Here is a 12,869-nt window from a genome sequence, read left to right on the forward strand (position 1 = left end):
CGGGCCCGGCGGAGACGCGTGAGATCGCGGCGCTGCTCGCCGCCCTGGTCCCCGCGGAGGACCCGGGGGAGCCGTTCGACGGGCTTGGCTACCGGGGGATGGTGCTGGCGGAGGTGGGGCCGGAGGTGCACCCCTGCCCCCAACTGCGGATTTCCGCGGGCACCGTCACCGCCACCTGCGCGGATGGACGGCGGGCGTACGCGGACCCGGGGCGCGCGCTGGAGCGGCGGTTGGTGGAGCTGGGGCGCGGCACGCTGCCCGCCGACGTGCACCGGATCCTGGTGACCGTGGCCGGGCTGGGCGAACAGGGCTGACCGTCCGCACGGGGAGAACGGAAAACGCGGTGCACTCGACGGAGTGCACCGCGTTTTTCTGTCCGTCGAGCCGGGGATGCGGGTCAGCGGGCGCGGTCGCGCTTGGCCAGCTTGCCCAGTTCAATGTGGACGGCGGTGATGTCGCCGGCCAGTTCGGCCATGGTTTCCGTGATGTCCAGCACGGAGCGCACGCCGTCGCCCCATACGTCGGCCACGTAGCGGTCGCCGGCGCGAAACAGCACGCGCTGCGCCTCTTCCAGCATCTGCACCGCGTCCCAGATGATCTCCCGGGCGTGCTCCAGGTGCTCGTGTCCGGTGAGCTCGGGTTCTGCCATGGAGAAAAAGGCGGGCGGATGGGACGGGATTTGGTCTGGAGCGCGGAACCTAGCACGGCGGCGTGCGCCGCGCGACTCCCCGCCGGGAACGGACGAGGGGCGCGGCGTCGCGGCCGCGCCCCCCGGGGCCCATCGGGACGGACGATGGCGGTTACGCCATCATCTTGCGGACCTCTTCCGTCATGCGCGGAAGGATCTCGTTCAGGTCGCCCACCAGGCCGTAGTCCGCCACCTTGAAGATGGGGGCTTCGGCGTCCTTGTTGATGGCGACGATGTAGCGGGCGGTGCGCATGCCGGCCAGGTGCTGAATGGCGCCGCTGATGCCCACGGCGATGTACAGCGTGGGCGCTACCGTCTTGCCCGTCTGCCCCACCTGCTCGCTGTGCGGGCGCCAGCCGGCGTCCACCACCGCGCGCGAGGCGCCCACGGCGCACTTGCCGCCGAACGCCGCGGCCAGGTCTTCCACCAGCTTGAAGTTCTCGGGCGAGCCCAGCCCGCGGCCGCCGGCCACGATGATGGAGGCCTCGCCCACGTCCAGCTTCTCCGCCGCGCCCGCCTTGATCTCGCGAACGATGGCGCCGAAGTCGGCCTCGTTCACCGACACGTTCAGCTGTTCCACCGTGCCCGCCTTGGCGTTCTCCGTGGGGAGAAAGACGTTGGCGCGAATGGACACCACCGCGGTTTCGCCCGTGGACGCCACCTGCGAAATCAGCTTGCCCGAGTACTCGGGACGGGTGGCCACCACCTTGCCGTCCTGCACCTCCAGCCCGATGCAGTCGCTGCTGTAGCCGGCGCCCAGGCGGGCGGCCACGCGCGGCGCCAGGTCCTTGCCCAGCGAGCTGGCGGGGAACACGGCGGCGGTGCAGCCGTGCTCCTTGATGAAGCCGGTGATGACCGTGGTGAAGCCCTCGGCCGAGTACTTGTCGAACGCGGCGGCCTCGCCCACAAAGATCTTGTCTGCGCCATGGCGGCCCAGTTCCGCGGCGGCGCCGCCGATGCCGGAGCCGCCGAGCACCACCGCGTGCACCTCGGTTCCGAGCGCGTCGGCGAGCTTGCGGGCGGCGGTCACCACTTCCTGCGAGACCTTGCGGATCTCGCCGTCACGCGTTTCAGCGAACGCGAAAATGCCTGGCATGGTACTCCGTCCTCTCAGGCGTGAATTCGATCCATCAGATCACCAGGAGATGAGGATGAACGGCGGTTCCGCCGTTCCTATTCCCCATTTCCTATTCCCTATTCCCTGACGTTCCTGCCGTGCCCCGTCAGATGACCTTGGCCTCTTCGCGCAGCAGCTTGAGCAGCGCGGGAACGGCGTCGGCACCCTGGCCCACGATGCGGCCGGCCTGGCGCTCGGCGGGGTAGCTGAGCTTGCGCGTTTCCACGCCCGCGTCGCCGGTGGTGGCGGCCTTTTCTTCCAGCGGCTTCTTCTTGGCGGCCATGATGCCCTTGAGCGACGCGTAGCGCGGCTCGTAGGCGCCCTTGGTCATGGTGAGCGCGCAGGGGGTGCGCAGCTCCACCACCTCGTGCCCGCCTTCAATCTCGCGCTGCGCGGTCACCTTGCCGTCGGCGACGGAGAACTCGGTGACGGCGCTGGCGGCGGGAATGCCGAGCAGTTCGGCGGTCATGGGCCCCACGGCCTGCAGGTCGTCGTCAATGGCCTTCATGCCGAACAGCAGCAGGTCGTACTCGCGGCCCTTGATCTCTTCGGCCAGCACGCGGGCGACGGCGAGGCCTTCGGCGCGGGCGGAGGTCTTGAGCAGGACGGCGTTGTCGGCGCCCATGGCCAGGGCGGTGCGCAGCGTCTCGGCGCTTTCGGCCCCGCCGACACTGATGGCGGTGACTTCGCCGGAGCCGGCCGCTTCCTTGTGCTTCAGGGCGGCCTCGACGGCGAACTCGTCGTACGGGTTCAGGACGAACTTGACGCCGGCGGCTTCCACGGACTTCTCGTCGCCGGCGATGCGAAGGCGGGCCTCGGTATCCGGGACGCGCTTCACGCACACGATGCTCTTCACGCGCATCTCCCTTGGGTCGGTGAGAATCCGGAGCCGCCCGGCGGCCCCGAAGCCTGCCAACATAGTGGCGTGCCACCGGTCCCGGCAAGCGGTCCCCGGCGCCTTTTTTCCAGCGTTTATGCGGACGGTCGTTCGATCAGCGGGCTTTCCGTCGCCGGCTCTCGCGGAGGTGCTGCGGGAAGAAAACTTCAATCTCTAACAGAGGCACAGAGGCACAGAGAAAAAGACGAAGCTGCTCTGTGTCTCTGTGCCTCTGTTAGAGCCATTTGTGACAGAGGTTCAGAACAAACGACCCTCTCCCGGACGCGCCGGAAGAGGGTCGTTTGCCATGCCGGCAGCGAAGATCAGGGCTGCTGCTTCTGCGGCGTTACGGAGGGCGCCGCGGTGGTGTCGATGGGAGCGGGCGCGGTGGCGTTCGGACCACGGGCCGGCGCGCTCACGCGGCCCTGCTGGCTCAGCACCGAATCCCGCGCGTCCAGCTGCTCCAGGTGAATCGTCGTATCCACCGACAGCCCCGCCTGCGCCGCCTCCTCGGGAGAAAGCGCTCGGGCGGAATCCTGCACCTGCGACGCCGACATCCCGTCCTGCCAGTCGTCGTTCGTGGTATCCACCTGGACCGGCCCCGCGGCTGCGTCCGAGCCCGACTTCTTGCACGCCCCCGCCGCCACGCACAGGAACGCGGAAAGAACGACGGCACGGCGCAGGATCGAATTCGGCATCATGGCTCCAGGTCGGTCGATCAAAGAAGAAGAAATCGGATCAGGGCTGCGCCGCGGGCGCGTCCAGAAAGTCGCGGACACGCTCCCACACCTCGCCGGCGCGCTCCCAGTGCGGCAGCCCGCCGGTGGGCAGCCCCACCACCGTCACGTTGGGGCGCCCCTCCAGCTCCGGAAGCTGGTCGTAGTTCTCCTGCCGCCGGTTCTCCACCGTGCCGTGAATGATGAGCACCGGCTGGCGCAGGCGACGGAACGTGTCCGCCGTTTCGCGCGGAAACATGCGGCCGCTCAGGAAGTCGTCCAGCGGAAACGAGGCCCCGTCCATGCGCGACGTTTCCGACCCGAAGTCCACGAAATCGTCGGGCACCCCGAACTCCGGGGTGAACAGGTTGTCCGCGGCGAACTGGTACAGCGACTCCGGCGTGGTGAGCCGGTCGTAAAAGGCGCGCTGCACCCCGGGCAGGGTAAAGAGCAGCCGCGACCAGATGCGCGGAATGCCCCCCGGCGTCTTGCCCAGCCCCGCCGGCTCCAGCGCCACCAGCGTGCGGATCAGGTCCGGGCGCCGCCGCGCCACCTCGGCCGCGTACGCCGCGCCCAGCGACAGCGCCACCACGTCCGCGCCCCCCGCCGGCTTCACCACCCGCTCCAGAAAGTGCTCCAGCTGGTCTTCCATGAGCGCCGGCTCGTACGCGATCTCCGGGCGGTCGCTGTGGCCGAAGCCCACCCACTCCAGCGCGTACAGCGGCCGCTCCGTGCCGCGCGTGAACGCGCGGACGATGGGCCGCATCTCATGCGCGCTGGCCGCCGCGTTGATGGAGTGCAGAAACACCACCGGACGCCCCGCGCCCTCGCGCTGGTAGTACGCGTAGAACACGTCGCCCCACGGCTCGTACTCCAGCGGCATGGCCAGCGCGTTGGGCAGCTCCGTCACCGGGCGCCGCCGGGCGCGCCGGGCGCCCAGCAGGTACACGGCGTAGGCGCCCAGCGCTGCGGCGCCCAGCCCCGCCGCCGCCTTCCTGGCCGTCCCCATGGGCTGCTTGCCGCCCCGCACCTCGGGGCCACGCCTGTCGTGCTGCTCGTCGCGGACCGCGTCCGGCCCCTCGCTCCCCGCCATCGGCTCCCCCCCGGTGTGCGCCCCGCCTTTGCTCTCCGCCATCCCGTGCAATCCTCGTGCAAACGTCAGGGCCCGGCGACCGATGCCGCCGGGCCCGCGTGGTTCCCGTGTCTCCGGCGCCGCCTCAGCGCGCGGCCGCCTGGGCCGGAACAGGCGTTTCGGCGAACAGCGTCGCCGCCCCGCGCTCGGCCAGGTCCAGCACCCCCCAGTCGTCATCGTGCCCGGGCTGCCCGCCGTCAAAGAAGCGGATGCCCGAGATGAAGAACAGCAGCACCACCAGCACCGCCGCCAGGCTCACCCCCGCCATGGCCGGCGCGGGAAGCCGCGAGTCGCGGTGCTCCTCGGCCGTGCGCGCCGGGCGCATGTACATCACCACGATCACGCGCAGGTAGTAGAAGTACGACACCAGCGAGGCCAGCACCAGCACCACCGCCAGCGGCGCAATGTTGCCCCGCACCAGCGCGTTCAGAATGTACAGCTTGCCCAGGAACCCGGCCGTGAGGGGGAACCCGGCCAGCGACAGCAGAAAGATGCTGAACAGCGCCGCCAGCACAGGCTTCTGGTGCCCCAGCCCCGCGAAGTCGTCCAGCGCCGCGCGGTCGTCGGTCCCCCGCCCCATGGCCGTCACGATGCCAAAGGCGCCCGCCGTCATCAGCGTGTAGACCAGCAGGTAGAACAGAAACGCGCCGGGGCCGCCGGTGTTGATGGCCAGCAGGCACGACAGCAGGTACCCGGCGTGCGCGATGGACGAGTACGCCAGCATGCGCTTGACGGAGCCCTGCGTGGCGGCGATCAGGTTGCCGCCCACCATCGTGAGCACCGCCAGAAAGAACACGGGCCGCGCCCAGTGCTCGTACTGCCCGCTGAAGCCCACCAGGAACACGCGGATGAACGACGCGAACGCCGCCGCCTTCACTCCCGTGCTCATGAGCGCCGTCACCGGCGTGGGCGCGCCGTCGTACGCGTCGGGCGTCCACATGTGGAACGGCATGGCCGCCACCTTGAAGCCGAAGCCCACCATGGTCAGCGCCATTCCCGCCAGCAGCATGGGCTCGGCGTGGCCGCCCGCCAGCAGCAGGCGGCGCAGCGCGGCGATGTTGGTGGTGCCCGTGGCGCCGAAGGTGAGCGCGATGCCGTACAGAAAGAACGCGCTGCTGAAGGCGCCCAGCAGAAAGTACTTGAGCGACGCCTCCGACGACCGCGCGTCCATGCGGTCAAAGCCCACCAGCACGTAGATGGCGACCGACATCACCTCCAGGCCGATGAACACCATCAGCAGGTCGGCCGCGCCCGCCATCAGCATCATCCCCAGCGTGCTGAACAGCACCAGCGCGTGAAACTCGCCGCGGTTGATCCCCCGGCGGTCCAGGTACCCCACCGAAAGAAGGATGGCCAGCCCCGCCGCCAGCAGGCAGATGAAGTTGACGATCACCCGGAAGTTGTCCAGCGCCACCATCCCCACCCCCGAGACGTCGCGCATGGGGTACAGCAGAATGTTGGTGAGCGCCGTCACCACCAGCACCCCCAGTGACAGAATGGGGATCATGGGCGAGGACGCGCGCGACTTGTTCCCCTTCTCGAACACGTCCACCATCAGCACCAGCATCGCGCCCAGCGCCAGCACGATCTCCGGGAGCAGCGCCCAGAAGTACTGCGCCTGGTTCAGCAGATTCAGCTCGTTCGGCATTACGCGGCGCGGTTCAGCGGTTCGGCCGGACGGACGCGACGGGATACGCCGTCGGGTCCGCAAGGCGATGGTTCCGGCTCAGTTCCAGGATGCCGCGCGCGGCCGGCTCCATGCGGTCCAGCACCGGCTTGGGGTAGAAGCCCAGCCACAGGATCAGCGCCACCAGCGGAAGCAGGATGGCCATCTCGCGACGGTTCAGGTCCGGAAGCACCCGGTTGGCCGGCTTGTCCAGCGCGTTGAACAGAATGCGCTGCACCATGGGGAGCATGTAGTACGCGGCAAAGATCACCCCCGTGCTGGCCACCAGCGTCAGCACGGGCTGGCTGCGAAAGGCGCCCAGCAGCACCAGAAACTCCGAGTAGAACCCCGCCGTTCCCGGCAGCCCGATGCTGGCCATGGCCGCGAACACCAGCATGACCGCGAACAGGGGGAGCGTGGCCGCCAGCCCGCCGAAGTCCTCGATCTCGTAGCTGTGCCGGCGCTCGTACAGCATGCCCAGCAGAAAGAACAGCATGGGCGTGGAAAGCCCGTGGCCGATCATCACCAGCAGCGCGCCCTGCAGCCCCTGCAGGTTGAACGCAAAGATCCCCAGGATCACGAAGCCCAGGTGCGCCACCGAGGTGTACGCCACCAGCTTCTTGGCGTTCGGCTGCACCGCCGCCACCATGGCCGCGTAGATGATGCCGATCACCCCCAGGATCATGGCCCAGCGGATCGTCCTCTCGTCCGTGGCCGCCGAGGGGAACAGCGGCACGGCAAAGCGGATGAACCCGTACGTCCCCATCTTGAGCAGCACGCCCGCCAGGATCACCGAGCCCGCCGTGGGCGCCTGCACGTGGGCATGCGGCAGCCAGGTGTGGAACGGGAACACCGGCACCTTGATGGCGAACGCCAGCGCAAAGGCCAGGAACAGCAGCAGCTGCTCGGTCGAGGTCAGCGGAATGCGCAGGAACTCGAAGTACGAAAAGGTGGCGATGCCGCCGGGGCCGGTCTGCGCCTTGAAGTGCAGGTACAGAATGGCCACCAGCATCAGCAGCGAGCCCACCGCGGTGTACAGAAAGAACTTGACCGCCGCGTACACCCGCTCCTTGCCGCCCCACACCCCGATCAGGAAGTACATGGGGATCAGCATCATTTCCCAGAACACGTAGAACACGAACATGTCCAGGGCCACGAACACCCCCACCACGCCGGTGGTGAGCGTGAGCAGCGCGGGGTAGAAGGTGCGCTGCCGCTCGCGGATGTAGGTCCACGAGCCCAGCACCATCAGCGGCAGCAGCAGGGTGGTGAGCAGCACCATGAACAGGCTGATGCCGTCCAGCCCCAGCTGCCAATGGATCCCCCACCCGCCGAACCAGGGCGCGTCCACGCAGTTCTGCATGCGCACCGTGCTGGGCCCGCCGCCGCTGAACATGGCGGCCACGGCGTCGTGCCCGCCCATGGTGCAGGTGCCCGACGGGTCGAACCAGAAGAACAGGGGGAGCGAAACGACGAACTCCAGGATCCCCACGCCCAGCGCCACCGTGCGGGCGTTGCGCTCCCCGGCCAGGTACGCGGCCACCGCGCCCAGCAGGGGAAGCACGATGAGGATGGTGAGGATCAGATGGCTCTGGTAAAGGCTCTTCATTTCCGTTTGCGCGTCACAGGGCCATGAAGCTGCCAAGGAGCACCAGCACGCCCAGGATCAGCACGAAGGCGTAGGTGTTCACGTGGCCGGTCTGCACCCGGCCCATCCACAGCCCCAGCGCCTGCGCGGTGCGGCCGAACATGTCCACCGTGCCGTCCAGCAGGCGGTCAAAGCCCCACTCGCGGCGCGACAGCCACCCCACCGGCCGCACCACCACGCGGTCGTAGAACTCGTCGATGTACCACTTGTTGTACAGCGTGCGCTCCATGCCGCCGTTGTACGCCGGCTCCACGTCCGCCGTGCGCACCCGGTCGTTGCGCTTGCTGGTGAGCACCCACGCCAGCGCCAGCCCGCCCAGGCCGATCACCACGGCCAGGATGATGGGCCACGCGTGGTGCGCTGCCTCGCCCTGCTCGCCGAACTGGTTGCGGATCACGTCTTCCGACCCGGCGATCACCGGGTGCAGCCACTCGTGCAGCGCCGTCCCCTGCCCGAAGTTGAACAGGTTCACGATCGGCACGTCTTCCACGTTCAGGAAGCCGCCAAACGTCGACAGCAGCGCCAGCACGATCAGCGGCAGCGTCAGCGTCCAGTCGCCCTCGTGCAGGTGGTCACGCTCCACGTCCGTGCCGCGGAACCGCCCGAAGAAGGTGTAGATCATCATGCGGCCCATGTAGAAGGCCGTCATGAGCGCGGCGAGGCTGAGCGCCCCGCCCACGAAGCCCATGACCGCCGTCCCCGGGATGCCGAACAGCGACCCGCGCGAGAACGCCGAGTGCCCCTCCGCGCCCAGCCAGGCGGCGCCGATGATCTCGTCCTTGCTGAAGAAGCCGGCGAACGGGGGCACGCCCGCGATGGCCAGGGTGGCGATCCCCATGGTGGCGAACGTCACCGGCAGGTGCTTGTTGAGCCCGCCCATGTTGCGCATGTCCTGCGCGTCGGCGGGGTTGTGCGTGGCGTGAAAGGCGCCGTGCATGGCGTGGATCACCGCGCCGCTGCCCAGGAACAGGCAGGCCTTGAAGAAGGCATGCGTCATCAGGTGAAACACGCCGGCCACGTACGCGCCCATCCCCACGGCGGCGAACATGAAGCCCAGCTGCGAAACGGTGCTGTACGCCAGCACCTTCTTGATGTCCCACTGCTTCAGGCCGATGGTGGCCGCGAAGAACGCCGTCAGTGCGCCGACGAGGGCGACCAGCAGCGAGGCGGTGGGCGCCATGGTGAAGATCACCGACGAGCGCACCACCAGGTACACGCCCGCCGTCACCATCGTCGCCGCGTGGATCAGCGCCGACACCGGCGTGGGGCCGGCCATGGCGTCCGGCAGCCATATGTACAGCGGGATCTGCGCGCTCTTGCCCGTGGCGCCCAGAAAGAAGAACAGCGCGATCGCCGTCACCACCGCGCCGCCGTACGCCAGCTGCGTGGGGGCGGCGGCCATCACCTCGGTAAAGGTCAGCGTGCCCAGGTTGGCGAACAGCAGAAACATGGCGATCAGGAACCCGAAGTCGCCCACGCGGTTCACGATGAACGCCTTCTTGCCCGCGTCGGCGTTCGCCTTTTCGCGGAACCAGAAGCCGATCAGCAGGTAGCTGCAGAGACCGACGCCTTCCCAGCCCACGAACATGAGCGGGTACGACGCGCCCAGCACCAGGATCAGCATGAAGAACACGAAGAGGTTCAGGTACGCCATGTAGCGCGGGTACCCGGGGTCCTCCTTCATGTAGCCGATGGAGAAGATGTGGATCAGCGAGCCCACGCCGGTGATGATGAGCGTCATCACCATGCTGAGCGGATCCAGCAGCAGGTCGAACCCGACGCGCAGGTTGTCGACGTTGAACCACTCCCAGCCGTGGATCGCCTCGAACTCGTGCGCGCCGCGCATGGCCAGAAAGTTCAGCACGGCGACCACGAACGCGCCGATCATCACCCCCGGCGCCACGAACGACGGCAGCACGTGCGTCCACGGCTTGGGCCCGCCCGCATGCCCGTGGTCGTCGTGCGCGTCATGCCCATGGGCGTCGTGGCCGTGGGCGTCGTGCGCATGCGCGTGGTCGTGCGCGTGGTCCGCCGGGTTGGGGCGGGTGCCGGGGTCCATCCCCTCCTGCTCGCTGGGCTCCGCCGCATCGTGCCCGTGGCCCGCGCCGGCGAACGCGGCGTACGTCACCTGCTGCGGCGCGTGCGCGTGGTCGTCGTGGTGGTGGTCCCAGTGGGGATCGCCCACGGGCGGCACCACGGGAAGCGCGCGGCGCGCGGCGATGATGGCGGCCAGGCCGTTGATCACAAAGCCGAGCAGCGGCAGCCCCAGGATGAGCCAGGGGAGCACGGGATGGAACGCGGCGCCGTGGGCGTCCGCGCCGGCGGCCGCATGCTGAACGGCGGCTCCGGCGTCGTGCGCGGCTTCGGCGGCGTGTTGAAGAAGCAGCATCACCCTACCACCGGAGCAGGCTGAAGTTCTTGATGTCCACCGACTCGCTGTGGCGGAAGACGGAGATGATGATGGCCAGCCCCACCGCGGCTTCCGCGGCGGCGACGGCGATCACGAAGAACACGAACACCTGCCCCTGCACCCCCGCCGTGGGCGAGAGCGCGACGAACGCCAGGTTCACGGCGTTCAGCATGAGCTCCACGCACATGAACATCACGATGGCGTTGCGGCGGATGATGACCCCCGCCGCGCCGATGCTGAACAGCAGGGCGCTGAGCCCCAGCGTGTAGGAAAGCGGAATGTGCTCCACGGCCTCAGACCTTTCTCTTGGCCAGCACCACGGCGCCGACGCAGGCAATCAGCAGCAGAATGGCGGTGGCCTGCAGCGGCACCACGTAATGCTGGTACATGGGAATGCCGATGAGCCCCACGCTGCCGTGCTGCGCGGTCTGCGCGGCCAGCGCGGCGCGCCCGGCGTCTTCGCCCAGCGGCGCGGTGCCCTGCTCCACGTACACCCGGGCCAGCAGCCCCATCATCACCAGCACGGTGCCGCCCGCGAACATCATCCACACGGGGCCGCGGATGTCGGCCTCGTAGTCGTTGCCCAGGTTCAGCAGCATGATGACGAACAGGAACAGCACCATGATGGCGCCCGCGTACACCAGGATCTGGATGATGCCGATGAACACGGCTCCCAGCAGCGTGTAGATGGCCGCGAGGGAAAAGAAGGTGCCGATCAGCCAGATGGCGCAGGCCACCGGGTTGCGCCGGGTGACGACCATGAGGGCGGACCCTCCGGCGCACGCGGCAAAGAAGAAGAACAGGATCGTAAGCATCGATCGGGGTTCGATCGTTGTTCCGGAGCGGCTCGCCCGTCGTCCGCACCGCCGTGCGCCCGCGGCGCACGAGGAAAGCACAAACCGTCGCGGCGGGCCACCTGCACGCCCGCCGTTTCCCGCTGGTCCCGCCCAGAAGCGAATTCGCCGCTGGAACTCCTCCGCCGCGCCGAACACAGGAGCCCGGTCCCAAAAGCCCGGTGCCCGCCCTCCAGGAGCGAATGAATTCGCCGCTGGAACAACACGAAGTCCGCCTTCGCGGACTGTGGCGTCAGCCCCGGTGCCGATCAGCCGTCGCCGGCGCGCCCGCCTTCAGGAGCCCGCGGCCGGCGCCGTCCTCATCCACCGCGCCGGACCCACTTTCGTACTCTCGTACTTTCGTACTCTCGTACTTCCGTCCTTCGCACTCACGCACCCAGCACTCACGCACTCCCCGTCACTCCCCTGCCGGATCCGCCGGGTCCCACAGCATCGTCACCGGATGTTCCTGCTTCATCAGCCGGTTCAGGTCGTACACGAAGTTGTTGCGCGTGTACTCGGCGTTTTCGTAGTGGTTGCCCACGTGAATCGCCTCCACCGGGCACACTTCCTGGCACATCCCGCAGAAGATGCAGCGGAACTCGTCGATCTCGTAGACGATGGGGTAGCGGTTCCCCTGGTCGTCTTCGCCCGGCACCAGCTTGATGCAGTTGGCCGGGCAGATGGTGGGGCACAGGCCGCAGGCCACGCACTTGGGACGCCCGTCCTCGTGCGTTTCCATCACGTGCGTGCCGCGCCACCGCGGGCTCAGCTGCTTCTTGACCTCGGGGTACTGGATGGTCGCTTCGCTGCGGTCGCCCGCGGCCTTCACCATGTGGCGAAAGGTGAGCGCCATCCCCTTGAGCGTGGCCCGGATGTACGACGACTGCCGCACCGGGCGCTTCATGACCTTTACGGTTGCCGACATCTGCGATTACCTCGCGCCCGCGCGGGGCGTGGTCAGGCGAACGCGCATCTGCTCGGAGCGGCGGCGCGCCACCTCACGGGCATGGATGCGCTTGTCTTCCATGGCTCCGGTGCCGCCCAGGGTGTGGCCGCGGTCCATCAGCCAGAGCACGGCGGCCAGCATCACCGCGTTCACCGCGGCCAGCACCAGGCCGTACAGGGGGACGAAGCCGTAGTACAGCCGGTCCATCCGCACCCCGTAGCTGTCCAGCGCCAGCACGGTGCCGGCCGTCACCACCACCGCCACGAGCGCCGCGGGAAGCATGATCTTCCATCCCAGGTCCATCACCTGGTCGTAGCGGAACCGCGGAACGGTCCACCGCACCAGCATGAAGATGAGGATGAAGAAGAAGGTCTTGAGCGCGAACATGCCGAAGGTGGCCAGCGTGATGCTCCAGTGCGGCCGTGCCCCGATCCACTGCCCCGCGGCGTTGAAGCCCAGCATGTCGTCGCCGCCCCAGCCGGGGATGTCCCACCCGCCCAGGAAGATGGTGGCCATGAGCGCCGACACCGTGAGCACGTGCGAGTACTCGGCGATGAAGAACATGGAGAACTTCATGGCGCTGTACTCGGTGTGGTACCCGGTCACCAGCTCCGATTCCGCTTCCGGGAGGTCGAACGGCAGGCGGTTGGTTTCCGCGAAGCTCGCGATCCAGAAGAAGAAGAACGAGACGGACAGCGGCAGCGCGAACCACATGTTCATGCGCTGCTGCGTGTACACGATCTCCGTGAGCGTGACGTTGCCGGCCAGAAAGAAGACCGACATCAGCGACAGCCCCAGCGCGATCTCGTAGCTGATCATCTGCGCGCCGGCGC

At 68.4% G+C, this 12,869-nt stretch carries 13 protein-coding genes; 1 reads left to right on the forward strand and 12 read right to left on the reverse strand.

The genetic code is table 11. The features are described 5' to 3' along the window. Window positions 1-314: hypothetical protein (locus VF665_RS18625; protein WP_331054960.1), on the forward strand; the 314-nt coding region annotated here is incomplete at its 5' end. An 83-nt stretch (window positions 315-397) separates the two neighbouring features. Here VF665_RS18625 and VF665_RS18630 read toward each other — a convergent pair. From VF665_RS18630 to VF665_RS18685, 12 genes are all read right to left on the reverse strand, one after another. Next, the gene (locus tag VF665_RS18630; RefSeq protein WP_331054961.1) at window positions 398-649 is read right to left on the reverse strand and encodes a hypothetical protein; all 252 of its coding nucleotides are present in this window, start codon (window positions 647-649) and stop codon (window positions 398-400) included. A 151-nt stretch (window positions 650-800) separates the two neighbouring features. Continuing rightward, window positions 801-1,784 carry an electron transfer flavoprotein subunit alpha/FixB family protein gene (locus VF665_RS18635; protein WP_331054962.1) on the reverse strand — a complete coding sequence of 328 codons (984 nt, stop codon included), beginning with the start codon at window positions 1,782-1,784 and terminating at the stop codon, window positions 801-803. Window positions 1,785-1,911: 127 nt separating this feature from the next. Continuing rightward, window positions 1,912-2,661, reverse strand: a complete 750-nt coding sequence (locus VF665_RS18640) for an electron transfer flavoprotein subunit beta/FixA family protein (protein ID WP_331054963.1) — start codon at window positions 2,659-2,661, stop codon at window positions 1,912-1,914. Between the two features lie 344 nt (window positions 2,662-3,005). Beyond that, window positions 3,006-3,380 carry a hypothetical protein gene (locus VF665_RS18645; RefSeq protein ID WP_331054964.1) on the reverse strand — a complete coding sequence of 125 codons (375 nt, stop codon included), beginning with the start codon at window positions 3,378-3,380 and terminating at the stop codon, window positions 3,006-3,008. Window positions 3,381-3,420: 40 nt separating this feature from the next. Beyond that, window positions 3,421-4,533, reverse strand: coding sequence for an alpha/beta hydrolase (locus tag VF665_RS18650; RefSeq protein ID WP_331054965.1), 1,113 nt, complete (start codon window positions 4,531-4,533; stop codon window positions 3,421-3,423). Between the two features lie 82 nt (window positions 4,534-4,615). After that, a complete protein-coding gene (locus tag VF665_RS18655) occupies window positions 4,616-6,178 on the reverse strand; it encodes an NADH-quinone oxidoreductase subunit N (protein WP_331054966.1) in 1,563 nt (520 codons plus the stop codon). Window positions 6,179-6,191: 13 nt separating this feature from the next. Further along, the gene (locus tag VF665_RS18660) at window positions 6,192-7,805 is read right to left on the reverse strand and encodes an NADH-quinone oxidoreductase subunit M (protein ID WP_331054967.1); all 1,614 of its coding nucleotides are present in this window, start codon (window positions 7,803-7,805) and stop codon (window positions 6,192-6,194) included. A gap of 13 nt (window positions 7,806-7,818) precedes the next feature. Continuing rightward, a complete protein-coding gene (gene nuoL, locus VF665_RS18665) occupies window positions 7,819-10,233 on the reverse strand; it encodes an NADH-quinone oxidoreductase subunit L (protein ID WP_331054968.1) in 2,415 nt (804 codons plus the stop codon). 4 nt (window positions 10,234-10,237) lie between these two features. Beyond that, window positions 10,238-10,534: an NADH-quinone oxidoreductase subunit NuoK gene (nuoK, locus tag VF665_RS18670; RefSeq protein WP_349263152.1), complete on the reverse strand. Its 297-nt coding sequence runs from the start codon at window positions 10,532-10,534 to the stop codon at window positions 10,238-10,240. A gap of 13 nt (window positions 10,535-10,547) precedes the next feature. After that, on the reverse strand, window positions 10,548-11,069 hold the full coding sequence (locus VF665_RS18675) for an NADH-quinone oxidoreductase subunit J (RefSeq protein ID WP_331054970.1): 522 nt from the start codon (window positions 11,067-11,069) through the stop codon (window positions 10,548-10,550). A 436-nt stretch (window positions 11,070-11,505) separates the two neighbouring features. Further along, entirely contained in the window at window positions 11,506-12,015 is a 510-nt protein-coding gene (locus tag VF665_RS18680) for an NADH-quinone oxidoreductase subunit I (RefSeq protein WP_331054971.1), read from the reverse strand. A gap of 6 nt (window positions 12,016-12,021) precedes the next feature. Continuing rightward, a partial coding sequence (locus VF665_RS18685; RefSeq protein ID WP_331054972.1) for a complex I subunit 1 family protein occupies window positions 12,022-12,869 on the reverse strand: 848 nt, incomplete at its 5' end.

This window comes from Longimicrobium sp., from assembly GCF_036387355.1.
GTDB lineage: Bacteria > Gemmatimonadota > Gemmatimonadetes > Longimicrobiales > Longimicrobiaceae > Longimicrobium.

Excerpts from the sequence above, each read along its gene's own strand:
- VF665_RS18660 (WP_331054967.1), bottom strand. The coding sequence starts at position 7,805 with ATGAAGAGCCTTTACCAGAGCCATCTGATCCTCACCATCCTCATCGTG.
- nuoL (WP_331054968.1), bottom strand. The coding sequence starts at position 10,233 with ATGCTGCTTCTTCAACACGCCGCCGAAGCCGCGCACGACGCCGGAGCC.
- VF665_RS18645 (WP_331054964.1), bottom strand. The coding sequence starts at position 3,380 with ATGCCGAATTCGATCCTGCGCCGTGCCGTCGTTCTTTCCGCGTTCCTG.
- VF665_RS18675 (WP_331054970.1), bottom strand. The coding sequence starts at position 11,069 with ATGCTTACGATCCTGTTCTTCTTCTTTGCCGCGTGCGCCGGAGGGTCC.
- VF665_RS18635 (WP_331054962.1), bottom strand. The coding sequence starts at position 1,784 with ATGCCAGGCATTTTCGCGTTCGCTGAAACGCGTGACGGCGAGATCCGC.
- VF665_RS18650 (WP_331054965.1), bottom strand. The coding sequence starts at position 4,533 with ATGGCGGAGAGCAAAGGCGGGGCGCACACCGGGGGGGAGCCGATGGCG.
- VF665_RS18630 (WP_331054961.1), bottom strand. The coding sequence starts at position 649 with ATGGCAGAACCCGAGCTCACCGGACACGAGCACCTGGAGCACGCCCGG.
- VF665_RS18655 (WP_331054966.1), bottom strand. The coding sequence starts at position 6,178 with ATGCCGAACGAGCTGAATCTGCTGAACCAGGCGCAGTACTTCTGGGCG.
- VF665_RS18680 (WP_331054971.1), bottom strand. The coding sequence starts at position 12,015 with ATGTCGGCAACCGTAAAGGTCATGAAGCGCCCGGTGCGGCAGTCGTCG.